This window comes from Roseicyclus marinus, assembly GCF_030163795.1.
In the GTDB taxonomy this organism is placed as follows: Bacteria; Pseudomonadota; Alphaproteobacteria; order Rhodobacterales; family Rhodobacteraceae; genus Roseicyclus; species Roseicyclus marinus.
On sequence record NZ_JASJOF010000001.1, the window covers coordinates 315,629 to 338,293 of the forward strand.

The 22,665-nt window shown below is 65.2% G+C and carries 20 protein-coding genes; 10 read left to right on the forward strand and 10 right to left on the reverse strand.

Features of this window, described 5'->3' with window-relative positions:
- Nucleotides 1–53: 53 nt before the first annotated feature.
- A complete protein-coding gene (gene ettA, locus QQK63_RS01710; RefSeq protein WP_277826322.1) occupies nucleotides 54–1,709 on the reverse strand; it encodes an energy-dependent translational throttle protein EttA in 1,656 nt (551 codons plus the stop codon).
- Between the two features lie 148 nt (nucleotides 1,710–1,857).
- On the opposite strand from ettA, the gene QQK63_RS01715 reads away from it, so the two are divergent.
- The 4 genes from QQK63_RS01715 to QQK63_RS01730 all read left to right on the forward strand — a co-directional run bounded on the left by QQK63_RS01715 (nucleotide 1,858) and on the right by QQK63_RS01730 (nucleotide 6,572).
- Nucleotides 1,858–2,454 (forward strand): nicotinate-nucleotide adenylyltransferase, encoded by a 597-nt coding sequence (locus QQK63_RS01715; RefSeq protein WP_277827772.1) that lies wholly within the window; start codon nucleotides 1,858–1,860, stop codon nucleotides 2,452–2,454.
- A 78-nt stretch (nucleotides 2,455–2,532) separates the two neighbouring features.
- Nucleotides 2,533–4,014: a D-alanyl-D-alanine carboxypeptidase/D-alanyl-D-alanine endopeptidase gene (dacB, locus tag QQK63_RS01720; protein ID WP_277826324.1), complete on the forward strand. Its 1,482-nt coding sequence runs from the start codon at nucleotides 2,533–2,535 to the stop codon at nucleotides 4,012–4,014.
- 94 nt (nucleotides 4,015–4,108) lie between these two features.
- On the forward strand, nucleotides 4,109–6,268 hold the full coding sequence (locus tag QQK63_RS01725; RefSeq protein ID WP_277826326.1) for an esterase-like activity of phytase family protein: 2,160 nt from the start codon (nucleotides 4,109–4,111) through the stop codon (nucleotides 6,266–6,268).
- 172 nt (nucleotides 6,269–6,440) lie between these two features.
- Nucleotides 6,441–6,572: a hypothetical protein gene (locus QQK63_RS01730; RefSeq protein WP_277826328.1), complete on the forward strand. Its 132-nt coding sequence runs from the start codon at nucleotides 6,441–6,443 to the stop codon at nucleotides 6,570–6,572.
- Nucleotides 6,573–6,576: 4 nt separating this feature from the next.
- Here QQK63_RS01730 and QQK63_RS01735 read toward each other — a convergent pair whose 3' ends face one another.
- Nucleotides 6,577–6,915, reverse strand: a complete 339-nt coding sequence (locus QQK63_RS01735; RefSeq protein WP_277826330.1) for a cupin domain-containing protein — start codon at nucleotides 6,913–6,915, stop codon at nucleotides 6,577–6,579.
- 56 nt (nucleotides 6,916–6,971) lie between these two features.
- Nucleotides 6,972–8,444, reverse strand: coding sequence for an ABC transporter substrate-binding protein (locus QQK63_RS01740; protein WP_277826332.1), 1,473 nt, complete (start codon nucleotides 8,442–8,444; stop codon nucleotides 6,972–6,974).
- Between the two features lie 222 nt (nucleotides 8,445–8,666).
- Here QQK63_RS01740 and QQK63_RS01745 point away from each other — a divergent pair, with 222 nt between their 5' ends.
- Nucleotides 8,667–8,858 (forward strand): hypothetical protein, encoded by a 192-nt coding sequence (locus QQK63_RS01745; protein ID WP_284283163.1) that lies wholly within the window; start codon nucleotides 8,667–8,669, stop codon nucleotides 8,856–8,858.
- Between the two features lie 3 nt (nucleotides 8,859–8,861).
- Here the strand turns inward: QQK63_RS01745 and QQK63_RS01750 are convergent, their stop codons facing one another.
- A complete protein-coding gene (locus QQK63_RS01750; protein ID WP_277826336.1) occupies nucleotides 8,862–10,145 on the reverse strand; it encodes an acetylornithine deacetylase/succinyl-diaminopimelate desuccinylase family protein in 1,284 nt (427 codons plus the stop codon).
- A gap of 101 nt (nucleotides 10,146–10,246) precedes the next feature.
- On the opposite strand from QQK63_RS01750, the gene QQK63_RS01755 reads away from it, so the two are divergent.
- Together QQK63_RS01755 and QQK63_RS01760 are read left to right on the forward strand one after the other, a co-directional pair.
- A complete protein-coding gene (locus tag QQK63_RS01755) occupies nucleotides 10,247–10,510 on the forward strand; it encodes a hypothetical protein (protein WP_277826338.1) in 264 nt (87 codons plus the stop codon).
- Between the two features lie 15 nt (nucleotides 10,511–10,525).
- Nucleotides 10,526–11,134 (forward strand): DUF1523 family protein, encoded by a 609-nt coding sequence (locus QQK63_RS01760; protein WP_277826340.1) that lies wholly within the window; start codon nucleotides 10,526–10,528, stop codon nucleotides 11,132–11,134.
- Between the two features lie 98 nt (nucleotides 11,135–11,232).
- On the opposite strand, the gene QQK63_RS01765 is transcribed toward QQK63_RS01760, so the two are convergent.
- Entirely contained in the window at nucleotides 11,233–13,587 is a 2,355-nt protein-coding gene (locus tag QQK63_RS01765) for an aldehyde dehydrogenase family protein (RefSeq protein ID WP_277826342.1), read from the reverse strand.
- A gap of 103 nt (nucleotides 13,588–13,690) precedes the next feature.
- Entirely contained in the window at nucleotides 13,691–14,692 is a 1,002-nt protein-coding gene (deoC, locus tag QQK63_RS01770; protein WP_277826344.1) for a deoxyribose-phosphate aldolase, read from the reverse strand.
- A gap of 147 nt (nucleotides 14,693–14,839) precedes the next feature.
- On the opposite strand from deoC, the gene rpe reads away from it, so the two are divergent.
- On the forward strand, nucleotides 14,840–15,520 hold the full coding sequence (rpe, locus tag QQK63_RS01775; RefSeq protein ID WP_277826346.1) for a ribulose-phosphate 3-epimerase: 681 nt from the start codon (nucleotides 14,840–14,842) through the stop codon (nucleotides 15,518–15,520).
- A 132-nt stretch (nucleotides 15,521–15,652) separates the two neighbouring features.
- Here the strand turns inward: rpe and QQK63_RS01780 are convergent, their stop codons facing one another.
- From QQK63_RS01780 to QQK63_RS01790, 3 genes are all read right to left on the reverse strand, one after another.
- Entirely contained in the window at nucleotides 15,653–15,937 is a 285-nt protein-coding gene (locus tag QQK63_RS01780; RefSeq protein ID WP_277826348.1) for a hypothetical protein, read from the reverse strand.
- A gap of 203 nt (nucleotides 15,938–16,140) precedes the next feature.
- Nucleotides 16,141–17,436 carry a crotonyl-CoA carboxylase/reductase gene (gene ccrA, locus QQK63_RS01785; RefSeq protein WP_277827774.1) on the reverse strand — a complete coding sequence of 432 codons (1,296 nt, stop codon included), beginning with the start codon at nucleotides 17,434–17,436 and terminating at the stop codon, nucleotides 16,141–16,143.
- A gap of 117 nt (nucleotides 17,437–17,553) precedes the next feature.
- Nucleotides 17,554–18,972 carry a 1-acyl-sn-glycerol-3-phosphate acyltransferase gene (locus QQK63_RS01790; protein ID WP_277826350.1) on the reverse strand — a complete coding sequence of 473 codons (1,419 nt, stop codon included), beginning with the start codon at nucleotides 18,970–18,972 and terminating at the stop codon, nucleotides 17,554–17,556.
- Between the two features lie 149 nt (nucleotides 18,973–19,121).
- On the opposite strand from QQK63_RS01790, the gene QQK63_RS01795 reads away from it, so the two are divergent.
- Nucleotides 19,122–20,450, forward strand: coding sequence for an MFS transporter (locus QQK63_RS01795; protein WP_277826352.1), 1,329 nt, complete (start codon nucleotides 19,122–19,124; stop codon nucleotides 20,448–20,450).
- A gap of 4 nt (nucleotides 20,451–20,454) precedes the next feature.
- Here QQK63_RS01795 and QQK63_RS01800 read toward each other — a convergent pair whose 3' ends face one another.
- The gene (locus QQK63_RS01800) at nucleotides 20,455–20,868 is read right to left on the reverse strand and encodes a tellurite resistance TerB family protein (RefSeq protein WP_277826354.1); all 414 of its coding nucleotides are present in this window, start codon (nucleotides 20,866–20,868) and stop codon (nucleotides 20,455–20,457) included.
- Nucleotides 20,869–20,976: 108 nt separating this feature from the next.
- Between QQK63_RS01800 and QQK63_RS01805 the strand changes: the two genes are divergently transcribed.
- A complete protein-coding gene (locus QQK63_RS01805; protein WP_277826356.1) occupies nucleotides 20,977–22,623 on the forward strand; it encodes a lysine--tRNA ligase in 1,647 nt (548 codons plus the stop codon).
- Nucleotides 22,624–22,665 lie beyond the last annotated feature (42 nt).

Genomic DNA, 22,665 nt, shown 5'->3' on the forward strand with positions numbered 1-22,665 from the left:
GGCGCACCCCAAGGCAATCCCGTGTGCCGTGCAGCCACGCGCGGCACCGAAATTCAGCGCGTGAACTTCTTGTACTTCAACCGCTTGGGTTCCACCGCATCGGGGCCGAGGCGACGTTTCTTGTCTTCCTCGTAATCCTCGAAATTGCCCTCGAACCATTCCACATGCGCCTCGCCCTCGAAGGCGAGGATATGGGTGCAGAGCCTGTCGAGGAAGAACCGGTCGTGGCTGATGATGACCGCGCAGCCCGCGAAATCCTCCAGCGCGTCTTCCAGCGCGCGGAGCGTTTCCACGTCCAGATCGTTGGTCGGTTCGTCGAGCAGGAGAACATTGCCGCCCGCCTTCAGAAGCTTGGCCATATGCACCCGGTTGCGTTCCCCGCCCGAGAGGAGCCCGACCTTTTTTTGCTGGTCGCCGCCCTTGAAGTTGAAGGCGCCGCAATAGGCGCGGGAGTTCATGCTGGCGTCGCCTAGTTCGATGATCTCGGCCCCGCCTGAGATTTCTTCCCAGACGGTTTTGGACGCATCGAGCGCGTCGCGCGACTGGTCGACATAGGACAGCTGCACCGTATCGCCGAATTCCACCGTTCCCTCGTCGGGCTTTTCCTGACCCGTCAGGATGCGGAAGAGCGTGGATTTGCCCGCGCCGTTCGGCCCGATCACCCCCACGATCCCGCCCGGCGGCAGGGAGAAGCTGAGGTTTTCGATCAAAAGCCGGTCGCCATAGCCTTTCTTCAGCCCGTTCACCTCGATCACGCGCGAGCCGAGGCGGGGACCGTTCGGGATGACGATCTGGGCGCGGGAAATCTTTTCGCGCTCGGACTGGCCGGCCAGTTCCTCGTAGGCGTTGATCCGGGCCTTCTGCTTGGCCTGACGCGCCTTGGCGCCGGCGCGGATCCACTGGAGTTCGCGCTCCAGCGTCTTCTGGCGCGACTTGTCCTCGCGGGCTTCCTGCTCCAGCCGTTTGGCTTTTTGCTCCAACCAGCTGGAATAATTGCCCTCGTAGGGGATGCCGCGACCGCGATCGAGTTCGAGGATCCAGCCGGTGATGTCGTCAAGGAAATAGCGGTCGTGGGTCACGATCAGGATCGTGCCCTTGTATTCGATCAGGTGCTGCTGGAGCCAGGCGATGGTTTCGGCGTCCAGATGGTTGGTCGGTTCGTCGAGCAGCAGCATCTCGGGTGCTTCGAGCAAGAGCTTGCAAAGGGCCACCCGGCGCCGTTCGCCGCCCGAAAGCGTCGAAACCTGCGCGTCATCGTCGGGGCAGCGCAAGGCCTCCATCGCGACATCGATCTGGCTGTCGAGATCCCACAGGTTCTCGGCGTCGATCTCGTCTTGCAATTGCGCCATCTCGTCGGCGGTTTCGTCGGAATAGTTCATCGCCAGTTCGTTGTAGCGGTCGAGCTTGGCCTTTTTCGCCGCAACGCCCAGCATGACGTTTTCCCGCACGTTCAGGGTCTCGTCCAGTTCCGGCTCCTGCGAGAGGTAGCCCACGCGCGCGCCCTGCGCGGCCCAAGCCTCGCCGGTGAAATCCTTGTCGATGCCCGCCATGATCCGCATGAGCGTGGATTTGCCCGCACCGTTCACACCCACGACGCCGATCTTCACGCCGGGCAGGAAGTTCAGGCGGATGTTCTCGAAGCATTTCTTGCCGCCCGGATAGGTCTTTGAGACGCCATCCATGTGGTAGACATATTGATACGAGGCCATGTGCCGCTCCGTCCTGGGATCCTTGGTTGACCCGCCATGTAAGCCTTTGGGCCGGGATGGGCAATCGGGGGCGGGTGCTGACGTTGACTTGGGACGCGGGTCGCCGCATCAAGACGCGCCCAGATGTCGGGGAACCCTGTCCGTGCCCTTGCGATCCGATCTTCCCTTTGCGCTGCCCGGCCAGACCGTGGGCCTGTTCGGCGGGTCCTTTGATCCGCCCCATGCGGGCCATGTCCATGTCAGCCGCGAGGCCCTGAAACGCTTTGGCCTCGACCGGGTATGGTGGCTGGTCAGCCCGGGCAACCCGCTGAAACGCAACGGCCCTGCAGCACTCGAACGTCGCATGGCGGCAGCGCGCGCGATGGTGACCCATCCAAGGATCCTCGTGACCGATATCGAGGCGCGCATCGGCACGCGCTACACCGCCGAAACGCTGCAGCGCTTGATGGCGCTTTATCCCGGCGTGCGATTTGTCTGGCTTATGGGGGCCGACAATCTGGCGCAGTTCCACCGCTGGCAGCGATGGGACTGGATCCTTGACCACGTGCCCGTCGGCGTACTTGCGCGTCCGGGGCAGGGGATCTCGGCCCGCAGTGCCAAGGCCGCCACGATCCATCAAGCCGACCGCTTGCCGGCATCGAGCGCGCGCCTTTTGCCTCATGCCGCACCGCCTGCCTGGTGTTTTCTGAATCTCCCGATGGTCGATCTGTCCTCCAGCGCGATCCGCGCCCGGGGCGATTGGTAGCGTCTGTACCGAATCCCTTGAGGGCGTGGGCGCGCTGCGCTTAACTGTTTAAAGATTTGTGTCTTTTGGTTTGTGTTCATGCAGTCGCGTCGCGCTTTTCTGACCGGGGTTGCGGGATTTGCGGCCGCGCCCGCGCTGGGGGCCGCGCCCACAACCTCGCTTGTTCCCGTTGCCCGGCCCGAGGGGCTCTTTCGTCGTGCGGTGCCCTCGGGGGCGACGCTGATCGAACAGGCACGGCTTGGCGGGCGCGTCGGCTATGCGGTGGCCGATGCCGCGACGGGCCGGATGCTCGAGGTTGTGAACCCGCTGGTGGCGATGCCGCCCGCCAGCGTCGCCAAGGCGGTCACCTGCGCCTATGCGCTGGACCGGCTCGGCCCGGGCTACAGGTTCCGCACCCGGATCGTGGCCGATGGCACGCTGGCCGACGGGCGGCTTGATGGCGACCTGTGGCTGGTCGGGTCAGGCGACCCGCTGCTCGACACCGATACCCTTGCGGCCATGGCATCGGAACTGCGCACCCTAGGCCTGCGCGAGGTCAGGGGGCGACTGATGCTCGCCGAAGGCGCGTTGCCCCAAGTCTTCCAGATCGACCCCGACCAACCGGAGCATGTCGGCTACAACCCCGCGATTTCTGGACTGAACCTGAATTTCAACCGCGTGCATTTCGAATGGGCCCGCCAAGCGGGGGAGTATCGCGTCACGATGGACGCAAGATCCGAATCGATCCGGCCGCAGGTGCAGATCGCGCGGATGCGCGTCGAGGATCGGGCCGCACCTCTTTACACCTATGCGCAGGTCGAGGGACGCGATCACTGGACGGTGGCGCGAGGTGCCTTGGGCAACGAGGGCGCGCGCTGGCTGCCGGTGCGGCGCCCCGGTGCCTATGTCGCCGAAGTCTTCGAGACGCTCGCGCGGACGAACGGGTTGACCTTCCGCGAGGTGGAACTCGCCGATGCGCCGCCGCAATCCGCGACCGTTCTGGTCGAACATGTCAGCGAACCGCTGGAAGAGATCCTGCGCGGCATGATGCGCTGGTCGACCAACCTGACCGCAGAGGTCGTGGGCCTGTTGGCGACGCAGGCGGGCGGCACACGGCCTGCAGACCTGCGCGCCTCGGCGTCCGCCATGTCGGACTGGATGCGCGACCGTTTGGGGGCGCGGCAGGCCGATTTCGTCGATCATTCCGGGCTGGGCGATCAAAGCCGCATCCGTGCGCAAGACATGGTCGCGGCACTTGTCGCCGCAGGGCCGAACGGCCTGTTGCGCCGCCTGATGCGCGATATCCCCCTGCTGGATGCTCAGGGCAACCGGCGGGCAAATCCCCCCGCCGAGGTCGTGGCCAAGACCGGCACCTTGAATTTCGTATCCTCGCTGGCGGGCTATGCCCGAACCCGCACCGGGCGCGACATGGCGTTTGCCATCTTTTGCGGCGATGTCGACAGGCGCGCGGCCCTGTCGGTGGAGGAACGCGAAAATCCCCCCGGTGGGCGCGACTACTCGGGCCGGGCGCGTCGTCTGCAACAGCAGTTGATCGACCGCTGGGCGACCGTCCACGGCTGACTGCCGACTGTCATCTTCCCGATACGCAGCCGTCACGCGCCTGTCACCCGTATGCGGCATGGCAGGCGCGCTGCCACCCATTCGGAGATCGTCGATGACATACCGTCCGCTGATGCTGACATCCGCGCTGGCCCTGATTGCCGCCACCCCTGCGCTGGCGCAGGAGATGAACTTCAACCGCATCGCGTCTTTCCCCGTCGCGCTGAACACGCCCGAGGCCGAAGAAACCTCGGCCGAGATCATCGCGGCCACGGGCGATGGCCTGACGTTGGTCTATTCGGACAGCCCGGCAGGCGTGATCGGCTTCATCGACATCACCGACCCCGCGAACCCCGTCGCGGCAGGTACTTTCGCGCTACCCGAAGGCGAACCCACCGCGGTTTCGGCACTGGGCCAAACGGTTTTCGTGGCCGAGAATACCTCGGAAAGCTTCACCAATCCCTCGGGCGCCCTGCACGCCATCGACGCGCGTACCCGCGACGTGATCGCGTCCTGCGATCTGGGCGGCCAGCCCGATTCCACCGCGATCGCCCCCGATGGCAGCTTCATCACGGTCGCGATCGAAAACGAACGTGACGAGGATCTGGGCGAAGGCCGCGTGCCGCAGATGCCTGCGGGCTATCTTGTCATCCAGCCGCTCGGCGCGGACGGCGCGATGGATTGCGCGGCGCAGATCCGCGTTGATCTGACGGGTCTCGCCGAGATCGCCCCCGAGGACCCCGAGCCGGAATTCGTCGATGTGAACGCCAATGGCGACATCGCCGTGACGCTTCAGGAAAACAACCATATCGTCATGGTCTCTTCCGCGGGCGAGGTGTTGAGCCATTTCTCCGCCGGGTCGGTCAGCCTTGAGGGTGTCGACACCGAGGAAGAGGGCGCGCTGACCTTCGACGGGCAGCTTTCCGACATCCCGCGCGAACCCGATGCGATCCAATGGATCGACGCCGATCATGTCGTGATCGCCAACGAGGGGGATATGGACGGCGGAAGCCGCGGCTTTACCGTGTTCCAGCGCGACGGCACCGAGGTGTTCGAGGCGGGCCTCGCCTTCGAATACGCAATCGCGGAAATCGGCCATTACCCCGAGGGTCGGTCCGGCAACAAGGGCGTGGAGCCCGAGGGGATGGAGGTCGGCGTTTTCGGCGGTGTGCCGATGATGCTCCTTCTGGCCGAGCGCGCCTCGGTCGTGGGCGTCTACGACATGTCGAACCCCGCCGCGCCCGTGCTGTTGCAGCTTTTGCCCTCGGGCATCTCGCCCGAAGGGGCCATCGCCATCTCGTCGCGCAACCTGATCGCCACCGCCAATGAATTCGACGGGCGCGAGGATGGGGCCGCACCGGCGCATGTGATGATCTACGAATACCAGCAGGCCCCCGCAGCCTATCCGCATCTGACGAGCGCCGGTACCGACAGCCTGATCGGCTGGGGCGCGATCTCGGGGCAGGTGATGGCCGAGGATGGGATGATCTACGCCGTCTCCGACAGCTACTACGGGATGCAGCCCACGATCTTCCACATCGACGCAGGCCAGACCCCCGCCCGTATCGTGGACGCGACGCGGATCACGCGCGAGGGTCAGCCCGCGCAGTTGATGGATCTGGAAGGCATCGCGCTGGATGGTGAGGGCGGGTTTTGGGTCGCCTCTGAAGGGCGCAGCGATCGGGTCATCCCGCATGCGATCTACCATATCGGTGCCGATGGCGCGATCGAGGATACCATCGCGTTGCCCGGCGACTTGCTGGCGGTGGAAACCCGGTTCGGGCTCGAAGGCATCACGCGGGTGGGCGACATGCTCTACATGGCCGTGCAGCGCCCGTGGCGCGATGATCCGGCCAACCACGCCAAGGTTCTGGGCTACAACCTCGGATCTGAGGAATGGTCGGTCATCCACTATCCCCTGACTGAACCTGCGACCGGTTGGGTTGGCCTGTCCGAAATCGTGGCCCATGGCGATCACCTGTATTTTGTCGAGCGCGACAACCAGATCGCTGGCGCGGCAGTGACCAAGCTCATCACCCGCGTGCCCCTGTCCGCGCTGGAGGCGATGGTCGCCTTGGGCGAGACCCCCGCCGTGCTGGAGCCGGAGACGGTCGTGGACCTGATGCCCTACCTGACCGCAACGGGCGGCTACGTGTTGGACAAGGTCGAAGGGCTCGCCATCGCAGCGGACGGCACGATGTGGGTCTCGACCGACAATGACGGCGTCGATGACCATTCGGGCGAAACCCTGTTCTTCGCAATTCCGGCCCAGTGACAGAAGCCCGGCAGCACCGGGCAAGTCCGGCCTTTCAGCCAGATCGGTTAGAATTTCCTGAACCCTGCGGCCCGTCCGCAGGGTTTTTTTCATTCCTTACCGCGCAGGGGCGAACATTTCCGTTCCTGCGGTCGTTTCTGACCAGTGAAACGATGCGCGGAAGGAACCGGCGATGCGGCGGAGCGAGATCGACTACAGCGAAGAAGACCTTGAACTGCGGGCGGCGGGCTATGCCATCCTTATGGCCTTGGCGGCGGTGGTTTTCGTGGTCGCGGCGGCCGTGATCGGCGTGGTCCTCGCCTGACCGGTCAGAGCCGGATCACGAAATCCTTGGTCGTGGTCTCGACCACCTCCCACGTGCCGATGAAACCGGGGCGGATGACCCACGCGTCCCCCGCGACAAGCCGGATCGGCGCGCCACCCTCGGGCGTCAGGACAGACACGCCCGCCGTCATGCGAAAATATTCCCATTCGTCATAAACGACGCGCCATGTCCCGGGCGTCGATTGCCAGACGCCACACCACAGGCCCGGAGCCTCGTCCGTCAGCCACGTGCGGTGTTCGGGTTCGCCCGAAATGAGCCGCGCGGGATCGGGGCGCGAAATCTCCGGGTCGCCTTGGGGCGTGACGGGGGAAACAAGCGGCATGGGCAGAGGAACCGGGGGAAAAGGGGCGCCGCCCGCGACAGGCGGCGCCGGTTGCGTCACTGGGTCCAGCGGACGCCGGTCAGGTCATTGGCCTGTGTGGGCGAATTCTCCCACAAACCCTCGATATTGGCATTGGCCACGCCCGTCTTGGCCAACTGGAACAGGTAGCCGTTGACGTAATCCTCCGCGATGATCTGCTGCATTTCCGACAACAGGCTCGACCGCTGACCCGGATCGGTCGTGCGCGCCAGCGTGTCGTTCAGCGCCACGAATTCCGGCCGGGCATACTGGAAATAGTAATCGGGCCGCGCGTAGATCCCGATATCCATCGGTTCGGTATGGCTGACGATGGTCAGATCGAAATCGCGGCCCCGGAACACACGCTCCAGCCAGTCGGCCCATTCCATGTTGGTGATTTCGGTCTCGATCCCGACCTCGCGCAATTGCGCCGCAATGATCTCTCCGCCGCGACGGGCATAGGCGGGGGGCGGCAGCGCAAGGCGCAGCGTCAGACCGTCAGGCGCGGCCTCGGCCAGAAGCGCGCGGGCGCGCTCCGGATCATGCGGAGACCGGTCCAGCAGGTCGACATAATCGGGGTTGTGCGGCGCGAAATGGGTGCCGATGGGCGTCCCGTAGCCGAACATCGCCCCGTCGATGATATCTTGCCGGTTGATCGCATGGGCGATGGCCTGCCGGATGCGGATATCGTCCAGCGGGGCCGCGCCGTTGTTCATGGCAAGGATGGTTTCCCCCTCGGTAGAGCCGACGATCACGGAAAACCGCGGATCGGCCTCGAATTGCGCCAGTGTTTCGGTCGCCGGGAAATTCGGGAAGGCATCGACATCGCCCGCCATCATCGCGGCAAAGGCGGCGTTGGGGTCGGTGATGAAGCGGAAGGTCGCAGTTTCCAGCGCCACGGGCGTGCCCCAATAGGCGTCGTTGCGCGCCAGTTCCACCCGGTCGCCCTGCACCCAATTGGCAAAGCGGAAGGGTCCGGTGCCGATCGGGTTGGTGGCGTTGGTCTCGGCGCTTTCGGGGGCCACGATCACGGCATCGCCCCAAGCCATGTCGAAGGGAAAGGCCCCGTCCGGACCATCGAGCGTCACGACAACCGTCAGGTCGTCGGCGGCTTCGACGCTGACGATATTGGCGAAAAGACCGGGCTGGGCGTTGGTCGACCCCTCGGCCCGCGCGCGGTCGAGGCTGAAAACCACGTCTTCAGCGGTCATCGCCGTTCCGTCATGGAAGGTCACGCCGGGCCTGAGCGCAAAGGTGTAGGTCGTGCCGTCCTCGGTCACGGTCCAGCTTTCGGCAAGGCCGGGGATGACCGCGCCATCGGGGCCAAAGCGGGTCAGACCCTCGAACACATTTGCATAGACCACTTCGTCGATCGCCGCCGCCGCGCCAGAGGTCGGATCGAGGTTGGGCGGTTCCAGCACCATGCCGATCGAAATGTCGGTCTGCTGCGCCAGCGCTGCACCGGCCCAGAGCGCCGAGATCGCCACGCCGCGATAAAGGTGATGGATCATGGGTCGTCTCTCCCTGATGGTGTTCCCCGGCCGTATCATGCCCGCAGGACAGGGAAAATGTCCCGCGAAAAAAGCGATTACCGGGACTGTCCGGGCAGGGCGTCCGCCGCGATGGCAAGGGGTCGGGCGGCGACCCTGTCATCAGGGGGTAACACGCGACCTGCGAATCGCGTTAAGCACGAATCTGATCCGGAACGTTGATGTCGCGGGGGATAGATGAGATTGCCGAATTCCGACGATATCCTCGGCGTCGCGCCCGAGGCGGTGCCCGAATTCATCCAACGCCACGCGGGCAAGAAAACCCTGAGCCGCATGGTCAAACAGCTCAACGCCGAGCTTCTGGGCGGCGATGCCGTGGCGCGGGCGCGTGCGGAACAGGCACTGAATCATCTCGGTCTTCTGATCCGCGACTGAGCCCTAGCGGCCGGGCAGCAGCAATTCGCCCAAGGTCAGCGCCATGACCTTGGCGCTGTCGAGCATGTCGGCAACCCCCACCCATTCGTCGGGTTGATGCGCAAGGTCCAGGATGCCGGGGCCGTAGGCGATGCAATTCTTCAGCCGTCCGATGCGGTCGATGTGTTTCTGGTCGTAGGTGCCCGGCGAGACAACGAAATCCGCCTGCCGGTGCAACACGCGTTCGATGGCGGCAGCAACCGTGGTGACAACCGGCGCGTCTCGGTCGGTCATCGTCGGCTGCACCTCGAACAGGTCGCGGATCTCATAGGCGAAACCGGGCCTGCGGGCGCGGATGCGTTCCATCATCGCGGTGATCTCGGATTTCACCTCCGCGATATCCTCCTCGATCAGGAAGCGGCGGTCGATGGTGATTCGGCACCGATCTGGCACGCACGGCGCGGGCAGGCCGGTATAGCCGTCCTCCTGCACCGGTTCGCCGCCGTGGATCGCGTTGATGTTGAGAGTGGATTGGCGCGCGCCTTCGGGCACGACGGGCATCGCCGTGCGCTTTCCGGCGAGGAGCGGGAAAAGCGTCTCCTCCATCTCGGCCAGAACGGCGCCCATGTGGCGCACGGCGCAATCGCCCAGAAACGGCATGGACCCATGGGCGATCCGACCTTGCGTCTCGATCTCGGCCCACCAGACGCCGCGATGGCCAAGGCAGATCCGGTCCTTGTTCAAGGGTTCGGGGATGATGACATGCTGGACGCGGGCGGGGTCGAAATAGCCCTCTTCGGCCAAGTAGGCCACGCCGCCGTAGCCGCCCGATTCCTCATCCGCCGTGGCGCTGATCTCGATGGCACCGGTGAAATCGGGATGGGTGGCGACAAAGGCTTCGGCGGCGATGATGCTGGCGGCAAGTCCGCCCTTCATATCGCAGGCTCCGCGACCGTAGACGCGGCCGTCGCGCAGCTCGCCGCCGAAGGGATCGACGGTCCAGCCGTGGCCGGGTTCGACCACGTCGTGGTGGCTGTTGAAATGGACGCAATCGCCCGCGGTCGCACCCTCGCGGCGGGCGACGAGGTTCCAGCGCGGGTGACGGTCGCTGTCGGCGGGCGCGCCGTGGGCGCGGATGAGTTCGACGGAAAACCCTGAATTTTCAAGGCGCGCTTGCAAGAAATCGCAGATCTCCCGGTAGTTCAGGCCGGGGGGGTTCAGCGTCGGGATGCGGATCAGGTCTTGGGTCAGCGCGATCAGGTCGGCCTCGCGCGTCTCGATTGCCTGCATCAACGGGGTGTCTTCCATGTCTTGCACACTGCGCCGGGGCACGCATCGCCGCAAGCCCTGCCATTTTGTGTCGCGATGACCTATATCGGAGGGGAACGGATACAGGCGGGGCGGTACGAATGATCCTTGGACTGGGGCGTATGCTGTTGGTGATGCTGGTTCTTTTGACCGTCGTCTATGTCAGCCTGTTCCTCTATTGGCGCGCCGGGGTGCGGATGCGGCTGGAGGAAGATTGGGTGATGGAGGGGCGGCCCGGCGACCGGGACGACTGGATCGCGGAGCGTCTGGCGCCGAGCGCGCGGCGCATCCGCACATGGTTGATTGTCTTCGTTTATGTTCTGCCCGTGACGGCTTTGAGCCTGTATGTTTACCTGACGAATTGAGAAGGAGGGCGACGGATGCGCTGGCCCCGGATCATCTTCATCGCCTGTATCGCCCTGATTTTCGGGGCTTTTCTGCATTACACCCTGCCGCAGCGCGATATCGTGCGGATCGTCAGCGTAGAATCGCGCCTGACCGAGGTCGCGGGGTTGAACGGATTTTTCTTCGCGCAGCGCGACAGCGGGGCGACGCAATCCTCAGGAATGCGGGATTTGCGTTTGATTTCAACGATCAGGCCGGATGGGCGACCGCTCGTTTACCGCAATGAGGATACCGGGGTTCTTTGGCCGCCGTATTTCAAGTTCGACAGCGAGGATTTGCAGGCCGAGGCGTCTAACCTGACCTCGACCGAGGCTACGCCGCAATGGGTGGCGATCACGCATTACGGTTGGCGGTCGAACCTGATCTCGATCTATCCCAATGCCATCGCGATCCGGCCCGTGGCTGGCCCGGATGTTGCGTTGTTCCCCTGGCTCAACGTCATCATCTTGATCGGTTTGGTCATTCTGGCCTTTGTCAGCTGGCGCATCTGGGAGCGGTTCGAGGATCGGGTGATCGATCCGATCCGGGACCGGGTGGCCGTGCGATGGGCCAAGATCAAGGATCGTGCCGCCGGGCGCGGGTGAGGCGCAAGGCGTTACCGAAAGGTTAAGATCTCGAGCTGTTTTCGAACGGATCGTTAACGGGGTTGTGCCCCGTCAACGCAGTCTCAACATCTGATCCGTCATGCGCCGTAGGGCACCCAGATCGTGCGCACCTCGGTCGCCTGATCGAGGAAAACGCGACCCTCGGCCTCCACGCCCGACCAGTCGGGCGCCGTGCGGTTGATCCATGTCCGTTTCAGGTTCCCGGCCGAGGCTTTTTCGAGCTTGGCCGCGTCGATGCCGCCCGAGAAACTCCAAAGCGCGTCGACATCGGCATGGGCGGCGAGCGTCTGGCCAAGATCCTGCGGGTCGCCGGTCACGATGTTCACCACGCCGCCCGGCACATCCGAGGTGTCGAGCACCTGGTAGAGATCGGTCGCGGCGAGCGGATAGGCGTGGGAGGGCACGAGGATCACGCGGTTGCCCATCGCGATGGCGGGCGCGATGAGCGAGACCGCGCCAAGGAGCGGCGCGTCATCAGGGGCGAGCGCGCCGATCACGCCCAAAGGTTCGCGCATGGCCATGGCAACGCCCCGGATCGGGACATTGGCGATGCGGCCATCCATCTTGTCGGCCCATGCGCCGTAGCTGAAAAGCCGGTCGATGGCGGTGTCGACCTCGGCCTTGGCGAGGGCGGGCGTGCAGGCGGTCAGATCGCAAAGGCGCGTGGCGAATTCGCCCGCGCGGGCCGAGAGATTTTCGGCGATGTAGTAGAGAACCTGCGCGCGGTTGTGGCCGCTTGCCTTGGCCCAAGCGCCGGCACCGCGCGCGGCTTCGACCGCGTTGCGGATATCCTTGCGATTGCCGATGCCGACATGGCCCAGAAGCGCGCCGCGTTTGGACCAGATCGGGGTCGAATAGCCGCCATCGGGGCGGGCCTGTTTGCCGCCGATATAGAGCTTGGCAGTGCGGTCGAGGCCGGGGGCCTCGGGCGCTGCGGTGGGGGCGGGAACGGGGGCGATCGGTTTGATCGGGCGGGTCTTGGCGGTGGGTTTGAGATAAGCGGCCAAGCCTTCCCACCCGCCTTCGCGGCCGAAGCCCGATTCGCGGATGCCGCCGAAGGGGGCGGCGGCGTCGAAAAGGTTGGTGGCATTCACCCAGACGACCCCGGCGGCCAGTTTCGGCGCGATGTCGAGGGCGAGGTTGAGGTTTTCCGTCCAGAGCGTCGCGGCCAGCCCGTAGCGGGTGTTGTTGGCAATCTCCACCGCCTCGGAGGGCGTGCGGAAGGTGGTGGAGACGAGCACGGGGCCGAAAATCTCGTCCTGCATCAGGGGGGAGGCGGGGGACAGGCCGGTGATCAGCGTGGGCGGGTAGAAGCAGCCGGTTTGTGGCATGTCGACGGGGGCGCGGTGGGTGTCGCCCTCGGTATTCGCGTCGACCATGGCGCGGATCGCGTCATGCTGTACAGGATCGACGAGTGCGCCCATGTCGATGCATTTGTCGAGCGGGTCGCCCAGGCGCAGTTTCGCCATGCGGGCCTTGAGCCTTGTGTGGACATCCTCGGCGATGCCTTCTTGCACAAGAAGGCGGGAGCCGGCGCAGCAGACCTGGCCCTGGTTGAACCAGATGGCATCGACAAGCCCTTCGATGGCGCTGTCGATATCGGCGTCCTCGAAGATGATGTAGGGGGATTTTCCGCCCAGTTCCAAGGTCAGGGATTTGCCCATCCCGGCGGTTTGTTCGCGGATGCGGCGGCCCACGGCGGTCGAGCCGGTGAAGGCGATTTTCGCCGTGCCGGGATGGGTCACGATCGCCTCGCCCGTGCGCCCGTCGCCTGTGACGATGTTCACGACGCCCTTGGGCAATCCGGCCTCCTGACAGATCTTGGCGAAGAGGAGGGCCGTGAGGGAGGTGTATTCGGCGGGTTTGAGAACCACGGTGTTCCCGGCAGCGAGCGCGGGCGCGATTTTCCAGGCGAGCATCAGGAGCGGGAAGTTCCACGGGATGATCTGGCCGCAGACCCCGATGGGGGCGTGGGCGGGCAGTCCCGAGTCGCGGAGTTGGGCCAGCCCTGCGTGGTGGTAGAAATGGCGCTGGGCGAGGGGGATGTCGATATCGCGCGCCTCCCGGATCGGTTTGCCGTTGTCGAGCGTTTCGAGGACGGCGAAGAGGCGGGCGTGTTTTTGCAGGAGGCGGGCCAGCGCGTAGAGGTGTTTGGCGCGGGCGTGGCAGGAGAGCTTTGACCACTTGGGGAAGGCTTTCGTAGCGGCCGCTACGGCGGTGTCCACATCCTCGGCTGTGCCTTGGGTGATCTGGGCCAGTTCAGCGCCCGTGGCGGGGTTTTTCGTGGCGAAAGTCTCGCCCGGGGCGGTGAAGGTCCCGTCGATGAAATGGCCAAAGGCGGGGCCGTGAGTGGCGATCCATGCCAGAGCCTCGGCCGCGCTTTCGGGGGCGGGGCCGTATTCCATCGTTTCGAATATCTCGCGGGTGGTCATCTGGATGCTCTTTCCTTGCCGCGTGGCCGGAAACCTCGAGGTTTCCGGCCCGAAAAACCCGGGTTTTTCGGGCCGTTTTCCGCGAGGAAAACGGCTCCCTGTTTCATGCCATCGGATGCCGCCAGCCCGTCGAATAGGCGCCGGTGACATGGTGTTCGAGTTGCCGTTCGATATCGCCCAAGAGCGAGGAAGCCCCGAAGCGGAAAAGATCGGGGCGCAGCCAGTCGTCGCCCAGTTCCTCTTTCATGAGGCTCAGGTAGACCAGCGCATCCTTGGCCTTGGAAATGCCGCCTGCGGGTTTGTAGCCGACCTTGATGCCGGTCGCGGCCTCATAGGCGCGGATCGCGCGGATCATGGTGAGCGAGACGGGAAGCGTGGCGTTGACGCTTTCCTTGCCGGTGCTTGTCTTGATGAAATCGGCCCCGGCCATCATGCAGACGAGCGAGGCGCGGGCCACGTTTTTCAGCGTGCCAAGTTCGCCCGTGGCGAGGATCGCCTTGACATGCGCGTCCCCGCAGGCGGCGCGAAACTCGCGCATCTCGTCATAAAGCGCCTGCCAATTGCCGGTGAGGACATGGCGGCGGGAGATGACGATGTCGATTTCCGCGGCACCCGCCTTGACGCTTTCCTCGATCTCCTTGACGCGGAGATGGTAGGGGGAGAGGCCCGCCGGAAAGCCGGTGGAGACAGCGGCGACGGGGATGCCCGTGCCTGCAAGCGCCTCGACCGCCGTGCCGACCATCTCGTGGTAGACGCAGACGGCGCCCGTGGTGAGGGGCGGCAGGCCGAGCGCGTCGAGCAGATCGGGGCGGACGGGTTGGCGGGCCTTGGCACACAGACGCCGGACGCGGCCCGGCGTGTCGTCGCCCGCAAGCGTCGTGAGGTCGATGAGCGTGATGGCGCGGGCAAGCCAGGCGGCCTGGTATTCTTTCTTGACGGTGCGGCGGCCGGGCAGGGTGGCCGCACGGCGTTCGATGGCCGAGGTATTGGCCTGCACGCGGGCCACCCAGTCGAGGTCTAGCGCCATCCCCGGATTGCGGGGGCGGTGCAGCTGCGGCAGGTGCTCCTGCGTCAGCGGCGCGGTTTTTGTTTGTGTCGGGGTCATCGGGGGGCCGGTCGTCGGTCGCGTTCGTGCAAAGCCTGTCATGGGGGCGGGGCAAAGGCAAGCTTGACCAAACGGTCAAAAATCAATCCGCGCGTGACAGCCTTTGCCGCAGGAGCTAACAGGGCGGCGATTGCCAAGGGGGTGCCGATGTCGTTCGACCGTTCCATCAAGATCGCGCCGTCGATCCTGTCCGCCGATTTCGCGAATTTCGGGGCCGAGATCCGTGCCATCGAGGCCGAGGGCGCGGATTGGGTGCATGTCGATGTGATGGACGGGCATTTCGTGCCCAACCTGACATTCGGGCCCATGGCGGTGAAGGCGTTCCGTCCGCATGTGAAAACGGTCATGGATGTGCATCTGATGATCGCGCCGGTCGATCCGTATATCGACGCCTATGCCGAGGCCGGGGCGGATGTTCTGACCGCGCATGTGGAGGCGGGTCCGCATATCCACCGGACCTTGCAGGCGATCCGGGCGGCGGGGATGAAAGCGGGCGTCGCGCTGAACCCCGGCACGCCGGCCGAAGCGGTGGCGCATCTCTTGGACATGGTCGATCTGGTCTGCGTGATGACCGTGAACCCCGGTTTCGGGGGGCAGAAGTTCATCGACATGACGGACAAGGTGCGCCGCTTGCGCGCGATGATCGGGGACCGCCCGGTGCATATCGAGATCGATGGCGGGGTCGATGTGACGACCGCGCCGCTGGTCGTCGCGGCGGGCGCGGATGTGCTGGTCGCGGGATCTGCGGTGTTCCGGGGCGGATCGGTGGACGCGCCGGAGGTCTATGGCGCGAATATCCGCGCGATCCGGGCTGCGGCCAGCGCCTGAGGGGCGCTTGCCCGGCGGGCCGCCTTGTGGCGTGCGGCGCGTCTTGAGTTTTCTTGCCAAGATGAAGGAGGGGCCGCGCCAAGACCTGCGCGGTTGCGGCCTTGGGGTGCGGGAGCGCGTGGGCCCGTGGTCCTAGCGGTGCTTGAGTGGTGCGCGGGTGCTGGCCTGCGCGATCAGGTCGTTCATCGCGGAAAGCTCCGTCTGGCCTTTGAGCCGCGCGGTGTCGAGATGGCGGGCGATGGCGCTGTCGGGGATGTGCAGGTGCCGGGCGCGCAGACGGGCGGCGGCGAGCGCCGAGCTTGCGGGATCGGAGGCGGGCGCCATGGCCGGTGGTACGGCACGACGAACCGCGCGGCGCAGGCCCGTGGTCAGGCTTGCGGCGGCAAGGAGCGTGCAGGCGATCGGATCGGCGGGCATAGCGGGCACCCCGGCTCAGGATCATTCAACAGGGGCGAGCTTCGGCCGCGAATATGGCGGAATGCGGGCGAAAGCGCGGCTGTCGTGCGACCTGCGCCGGGGGTGTGGTGGGCCAAACACGCAAGCGCCCCGCGCCGGGTGAGACCGGGCGGGGCGCGCGTCTGTCGCGCCGGGGCTGGGCCCGGCGTCGGGTCGGTTTGCCGTCAGGTGGCGGTGGGCCCTGCGGCCAGAACATCCTCGAGCGTGCGCAGGCCGGTGCGGGGGGCCTGAACCAGCACGGCCATGTTGCCGGGTTTGTGTTCGTTGCGGAGCATCTTCATGTGGGCGATGGGCAATTCCTCCCACGGGAAGACCTCGGACATGCAGGGGTCGAGGCGGCGGTCGAGCATCAGCTTGTTGGCGGCGGCGGCCTGTTTGAGATGGGCGAAATGGCTACCCTGCAACCGTTTTTGGTGGGACCACATGTGGCGCACGTCGAAGGTGCAATTGTAGCCCGAGGTTCCCGCGCAGATCACGACCATCCCGCCGCGTTTCACGACGAAGGTGGAGACCGGAAAGGTCGCCTCGCCGGGATGTTCGAAGACCATGTCGACGTTCACGCCCTTGCCGGTGATGTCCCAGATCGCCTTGCCGAAGCGGCGCACCTCGGCGAACCAATCCTTGTAGTCGTCGGTCCCGACCTCGGGGAGGCGGCCCCAGCAGTTGAAATCACGCCGGTTGATCACGCCCTTGGCGCCGAGATCCATGACGAACTGGCGCTTGTCCTCGTCCGAGATCACGCCGATCGCATTGGCGCCCGCGGTGTTGATGAGCTGGATCGCGAAAGAGCCAAGGCCCCCGGACGCGCCCCAAACAAGAACGTTTTGCCCCGGCTTCAGGTCATGGGGTTCATGGCCGAAGAGCATCCGGTAGGCGGTGGCGAGGGTGAGCGTGTAGCAGGCCGATTCCTCCCAAGTCAGGTGCTTGGGGCGCGGCATGAGCTGTTGGGATTGGACGCGGGTGAACTGGGCGAAGCTGCCGTCGGCGGTCTCGTAACCCCAGATGCGCTGGGAGGGCGAGAGCATCGGGTCGCCGCCGTTGCATTCCTCGTCATCGCCATCGTCCTGATTGCAGTGGATCACAACCTCGTCGCCGACCTTCCAGCGGGTGACGCGGTCGCCGACGGCCCAGACGATGCCCGCCGCATCCGAGCCGATGATCGCATAGGGCGCCTTGTGCTGGTTGAAGACGGACGCCGGTTTGCCCAGACAGGCCCAGACGCCGTTGTAATTGACGCCCGCGGCCATCACGAGCACGAGCACGTCGTTGCTTTCGAGCTTGGGGGTATCCACCACTTCGATCTTGAGCGCCTCGGTCGGGTCGCCGTGGCGTTCCTGACGCAGGATCCAGCCATACATCTGTGCGGGAACATGGCCCAAGGGCGGGATTTCGCCCATTTCGTAAAGGTCTTTTTTCGGGGCGTCATAGCTGGCGATCGCGGGGGTCGCGTCGAGGGCCATCGTCATATTCTCCGTTCCCTTGCCGATGCCGCAATGCGGAATCAATCTTGCTGCTGCTGCGAGGGTTACATAGCCGCGCGCAACAAAGCAAATGGGAAAACGCAGATTATTGAAATATTATGTCGCAGAGGCCTTGCGCGGGGCGGCGGTTGCGGTGCCGTCGTCGACATCGTCGAGCAGATGCGCGACGGAGGCGGCATAGAAGGCCAGAAGGTCCGCCGCCTGCCCGGTGTCGGTCAGCGTGAGCTGGTCGCCGGTGCGGCGCAGCACGCGCCGTTCGATGAGCGCACGCAGCCCGGATTCGATCGTGTAGGCGATGTCGTCGCGGGGGATGTGGATGGTCACGCCGCGTGCCTTGGCCGACTCGACCCGGCGGCGCAGGAGTGCGTCGAGGGCCACGACGCTGCGCACCCCGTCTTGCAGCGCGTGGGCGACGAGCGGCACGGGGGTGACGGGCATGACGGTGGCGATGCGGCCCATGAGGGCGTCGCCCAGTTCGGCGGCGGCATCGTCATGGCGGTCTTGCAGGAAGGCCGAGAGGCTGAGCGGTTCACCGAAGCTGACGGCGGCATAGCCGTAGCGGTGGTAGCGGCCGGTGATCCTGTTCCAGAGTTGCCGCCGCAGGTAGCGCCAGATCGGTTTGAGCGAGAAGCGGAAGCGGCGGTTGCCCGTGATATGGGCGTCGATCAGGGTCTTGTCCTCCATCACGCGGTCGTAGTTGAGCGCGACGGGCACGAAGACGACATCGCGGGACCGGCCGGGCTGGAAGCCCTCGAGGATGTAGGAAAACAGGCCGAGCTTGGGGCGGGAGAGGTAGCCCGTGCGGCTGAGACCGCCTTCGGGGAAGACGGCCTGTGTCACGCCGGCCTCGGTCGCCATCTGGACGTAGCGGGCCAGAACCTTGCGGTAGAGGGCGTTGTTGTGGCGGCGGCGGATGAAATAGCCGCCCATGGCGCGCACAAGCTGGCGCATGGGCCAGACGCGGGCCCATTCGCCCACCGCATAGGCCAGCGCCGAGCGTTCGGCCACAAGCCACGTGACCAGAACGTAATCCATGTTGGAGCGGTGGTTCATGACGAAGACCACGGTGGCATCGGCCGGGATCGCCTCGAGCGCGGGGTCGTTGGCATGGACGAGCCGCACCCGGTAGAGCGATTGCGACAGGATGCGGGCGGCGCGGATCGCGAAGCCGAAATAGGTGAAGGCGGAAAAGCCCGGCACGATCTCGCGGGCGTAGCGTTCCGCCTTTTGGAAGGCCACGTCTTCGCGGATGTTGTTGTCGCGGGCGTGGTCGGCGATGGCCTGCGCGACCTCGGGATCGTAGATCAGGCGGCGGATCGTATCCATCCGGCGCGCCAGCTTGAAGGGCTGGATCGGGCGCTTGAGGCGCTTGTTCAATTCCTCGACCGCGCGTTCGAGACGGCGGCGCAGGAACCAGCGCACCGAGGGAAAGAGGAAATGCGAGGCGAAGGTGACGCCCGCAAAGAGCAGGATCAGGACGAAGAGCCAGATCGGCAGTGTGACGGAACCAGTCATGAGGCGGCAGGTTCGCAGGTTTGGCGGGCGCGGGCAACGGGCGTGCGTGTCGCGTGTCGCACTTGGCCCCCGATGCGGCGCTGCGGCGAAATCGCTGCGCTGCCGCAGATGCGATGCAGGGGGTGGATGCGGCGCGCGGGGACCCTGTCATGTTGAACGTTATTTCCGGTGTCTGGGCGCTTTTGGTCGGCATCGTCCTGATCATGCTGGGCAACGGCATGCATTTCACGCTGATCGGCTTGCGCGGCGGGATCGAGGGGTTTTCGGCGGCAGAGCTTGCGGTCGTGACCTCGGGCTATTTCATCGGGTTCCTGTCGGGGGCGCGGATGACACCCACGTTGATCCAGCGGGTGGGTCATGTGCGGGTTTTCGCGGCCTTGGGCAGCTTCATGTCCGCGGGGCTGATCGCCTATCCGTTGATCGCGGAGCCCTGGGCCTGGACGGTTTTGCGCATCCTGTTGGGGTTTTGCATGTCGGGCATCTATGTCACGGCGGAAAGCTGGCTCAACAACGCCTCGACCAACGAGACGCGGGGCAAGGTACTGTCGGCCTACATGATCGCGCAGACGCTGGGGATCATCAGTGCGCAGGGGTTGCTGACGCTGGGGGATGCGGCGGGGGCGGGATTGTTCATCGGGGCCTCGATCCTCGTGTCGGTGTCCTTTGCGCCGATCCTGTTGTCGGTCACGCCCGCGCCCGCGGTGGAGGTGGCGCGGCCCATGTCGCTTCGGGTGCTGTTTCGCGGCTCGCCCTTGGGGACGGTGGGGATTTTCCTGTTGGGCGGGGTCTATGCCACGCAATCGGGGATGGCGGCGGTGTTCGGCAGTCAGATCGGGATGAGCGCATCCGAGATCGCCTTGTTCGTGGCGATGCTTTTCGCCGGGGCGCTGGCGTTCCAGTATCCGATCGGCTGGCTGTCGGACCGGTTCGACCGGCGCAGGGTGATCATGGGCACGGCGGCGATGGGGGCCATGGCCTGCGGATTGGGCTGGGTGGCGGGCAGCGATGTGCCGGCGTTGGAGGGTTTGGGCCTGTGGCCGTTGATGGGCGCGGCCTTGCTGGCGGGGGGGATGACCACGCCGCTTTACGCGCTGCTTTTGGCCTATACCAACGACTTCCTGCCGAACGAGGACATGGCGGCGGCATCGGGGGGCTTGATCTTCATCTTCGGGTTGGGGGCGATCCTTGGGCCCTTGGTCGTGGGTTGGGCGATGGAGACGGGTGGGCCCCATGCCTTCTGGCTGGTGTTGGGGGCGACGTTCACGGCGATGGCCGTTTATGCGGCCTACCGGATGACCCGGCGCCAGAGCAGCGTCATGACCGAGGACACGGACAGCTATCTTGGCGTTTTGCCCACGGCCTCGGTCGTGGCGGTGGAGGCGGCGGGCGTTTGGGCCGCGGAGCAGGCGGAGGCCGAGCGGGCAGAGGCCGAGACCGCCGAGGCGGAGGCAGGACCCGAGACGCGCGGCGCGGCCTGAGCGATCAGAGCGTCAGGTGCCGCGCGCGCGCGCCGCGTTCGATGGCCGCCGCATGGAGGCGGTCGATCTCGAGCGCGTGGCGCAATTCCTCGAGAAAGCGGAGTTCGGGTTGGGTCAGCGCGCCATCGGCGGCGGCGACATCGCAGGCGATGGCATAGGCCGTTTCGTAGAGCCGGTCGGGGAGCGCGTCGCGCACGAGGCCGAAGAGCGCATCAAGCCCGTCTTCTTCCTCGAAAAGGTCGAAGACGGTTTTCGCCACTTCGCGCATCCGGTCGGCGTCATAGGCGGCGAAGACCGGAAGGTGGTTCACGATCTGCTCGATCTTGATCAGTTCGGCAGTGCGGATCGCCTCGTCGGCGACGGATACGGCCACCATGACGGCGACAAGGGCATCTTCGGCGCTGATGATGTCGGACATGGGGACACTCCTGTGGTTGACGGGGTATTTATTGACGTCGCCCCATCGGCACAATAGGGCGGGGGCGCGCGGGCGATGGGGCCCGGCGCAGAATGGGACCGAGAGACGATGACAACGCTCCGCGACGCCGCGATGACCTCCAAGGCCTGGCCTTTCGAAGAGGCGCGGGCGGTGTTGAAACGGTATGAAAAAGCGCCGCCGGAAAAGGGTTACGTCCTGTTCGAGACGGGCTACGGGCCGTCGGGTCTGCCCCATATCGGGACCTTCGGCGAAGTTTTGCGCACGACGATGATCCGCCGTGCCTTCGAGGCGATTTCGGACATCCCGACGCGGCTGATCTGTTTCTCGGACGACATGGACGGGATGCGCAAGGTGCCGGGCAACGTGCCCAACCAGGACATGCTGCGCGCGCATCTGCAAAAGCCGCTGACGCGCGTGCCCGACCCGTTCGGGGAATTCGAAAGCTTCGGCCATCACAACAACGCGATGCTGCGGCGGTTCCTCGACACGTTCGGGTTCGAATACGAGTTCTATTCGGCGACCGATTACTACGCCTCGGGTCAGTTCGACGAGATCTTGCTGCGCGCCTGCGAACGGTATGACGCGCTGATGAAGGTGATGCTGAAATCGCTGCGCGAGGAGCGCCAGCAGACCTATTCGATCTTCCTGCCCATCCATCCCGAAACGGGGCGGGTTCTGTATGTGCCGATCAAGCACGTGGATGCAAAGGAGGGCACGGTCACCTTCGACGACGAGACGGGCCGCGAATGGACGGTGCCGGTGACGGGCGGTCAGTGCAAGTTGCAGTGGAAGCCCGATTTCGGCGCGCGCTGGGCGGCTTTGGGCGTCGATTTCGAGATGTACGGCAAGGACCATTCGACCAATACGCCGATCTACGACGCGATCTGCGAGATATTGGGTGGGCCCGCGCCGCACCATTTCACCTATGAATTGTTCCTTGATGAGACCGGCCAGAAGATTTCCAAGTCTTCGGGCAACGGCATTTCGATTGATGAATGGCTGAGCTATGCCTCGACCGAGAGCCTGTCCTATTTCATGTATCTCAAGCCCAAGACGGCCAAGAGGCTCTATTTCGACGTGATCCCCAAGGCGGTGGACGAATACCACCAGCAACTGGCGGCCTATGCGGGACAGACGCTGGAGCAACAGCTGGCCAACCCCGTGCATCACATCCACAACGGGTCTGTGCCGAAAAGCACGATGGTGGTGCCGTTCGCGATGTTGCTCAACCTCGTGTCGGTGTCGGGCGCCGAGGAGAAGGAGAAGCTTTGGGGCTTCATCCGCCGCTATGCGCCCGAAGCGAGCCCGGAGGGCAATCCGGACCTCGATCAGGCGGCGGGGTTCGCCATCCGCTATTACGCCGATTTCGTGAAGCCCACGCGGGTCTTCCGCCTGCCGACCGATCAGGAGGCGGCGGCGATGGCCGAACTGGCGGATTGTCTGGGCGACGAGGCGAAGGCGCTGGAGGTGCTGGCGCGCAAGGCGGAGCTGGACGGCAAGGAGGTCGCCGCCCCGGTCGTCGATTGGCACGATGACGAGTTCCTGCAATCCATCGTTTTCGCCATCGGCAAGCTGCACGGGTTCGAGCCGCTGCGCGACTGGTTCGGCGCGCTTTACGAGGTGCTCTTGGGCGCAAGCCAGGGCCCTCGGTTCGGCGGGTTCATCGCGCTTTACGGCATCGAGGAAAGCCGCGCGTTGATCGCCAAGGGTTTGGCGGGCGAATTGGCCGCGTGACGTAGGGTGGGCGATTGCGCCCACCCTTTTACGGGCGGCTGG

What these genes read in the sequence shown, in the direction of transcription:
- ettA (WP_277826322.1), bottom strand. Translation starts at nt 1,709, where the DNA reads ATGGCCTCGTATCAATATGTCTACCACATGGATGGCGTCTCAAAGACC.
- dacB (WP_277826324.1), top strand. Translation starts at nt 2,533, where the DNA reads ATGCAGTCGCGTCGCGCTTTTCTGACCGGGGTTGCGGGATTTGCGGCC.
- QQK63_RS01725 (WP_277826326.1), top strand. Translation starts at nt 4,109, where the DNA reads ATGACATACCGTCCGCTGATGCTGACATCCGCGCTGGCCCTGATTGCC.
- QQK63_RS01730 (WP_277826328.1), top strand. Translation starts at nt 6,441, where the DNA reads ATGCGGCGGAGCGAGATCGACTACAGCGAAGAAGACCTTGAACTGCGG.
- QQK63_RS01735 (WP_277826330.1), bottom strand. Translation starts at nt 6,915, where the DNA reads ATGCCGCTTGTTTCCCCCGTCACGCCCCAAGGCGACCCGGAGATTTCG.
- QQK63_RS01740 (WP_277826332.1), bottom strand. Translation starts at nt 8,444, where the DNA reads ATGATCCATCACCTTTATCGCGGCGTGGCGATCTCGGCGCTCTGGGCC.
- QQK63_RS01750 (WP_277826336.1), bottom strand. Translation starts at nt 10,145, where the DNA reads ATGGAAGACACCCCGTTGATGCAGGCAATCGAGACGCGCGAGGCCGAC.
- QQK63_RS01755 (WP_277826338.1), top strand. Translation starts at nt 10,247, where the DNA reads ATGATCCTTGGACTGGGGCGTATGCTGTTGGTGATGCTGGTTCTTTTG.
- QQK63_RS01760 (WP_277826340.1), top strand. Translation starts at nt 10,526, where the DNA reads ATGCGCTGGCCCCGGATCATCTTCATCGCCTGTATCGCCCTGATTTTC.
- QQK63_RS01765 (WP_277826342.1), bottom strand. Translation starts at nt 13,587, where the DNA reads ATGACCACCCGCGAGATATTCGAAACGATGGAATACGGCCCCGCCCCC.
- deoC (WP_277826344.1), bottom strand. Translation starts at nt 14,692, where the DNA reads ATGACCCCGACACAAACAAAAACCGCGCCGCTGACGCAGGAGCACCTG.
- rpe (WP_277826346.1), top strand. Translation starts at nt 14,840, where the DNA reads ATGTCGTTCGACCGTTCCATCAAGATCGCGCCGTCGATCCTGTCCGCC.
- QQK63_RS01780 (WP_277826348.1), bottom strand. Translation starts at nt 15,937, where the DNA reads ATGCCCGCCGATCCGATCGCCTGCACGCTCCTTGCCGCCGCAAGCCTG.
- ccrA (WP_277827774.1), bottom strand. Translation starts at nt 17,436, where the DNA reads ATGGCCCTCGACGCGACCCCCGCGATCGCCAGCTATGACGCCCCGAAA.
- QQK63_RS01790 (WP_277826350.1), bottom strand. Translation starts at nt 18,972, where the DNA reads ATGACTGGTTCCGTCACACTGCCGATCTGGCTCTTCGTCCTGATCCTG.
- QQK63_RS01795 (WP_277826352.1), top strand. Translation starts at nt 19,122, where the DNA reads ATGTTGAACGTTATTTCCGGTGTCTGGGCGCTTTTGGTCGGCATCGTC.
- QQK63_RS01800 (WP_277826354.1), bottom strand. Translation starts at nt 20,868, where the DNA reads ATGTCCGACATCATCAGCGCCGAAGATGCCCTTGTCGCCGTCATGGTG.
- QQK63_RS01805 (WP_277826356.1), top strand. Translation starts at nt 20,977, where the DNA reads ATGACAACGCTCCGCGACGCCGCGATGACCTCCAAGGCCTGGCCTTTC.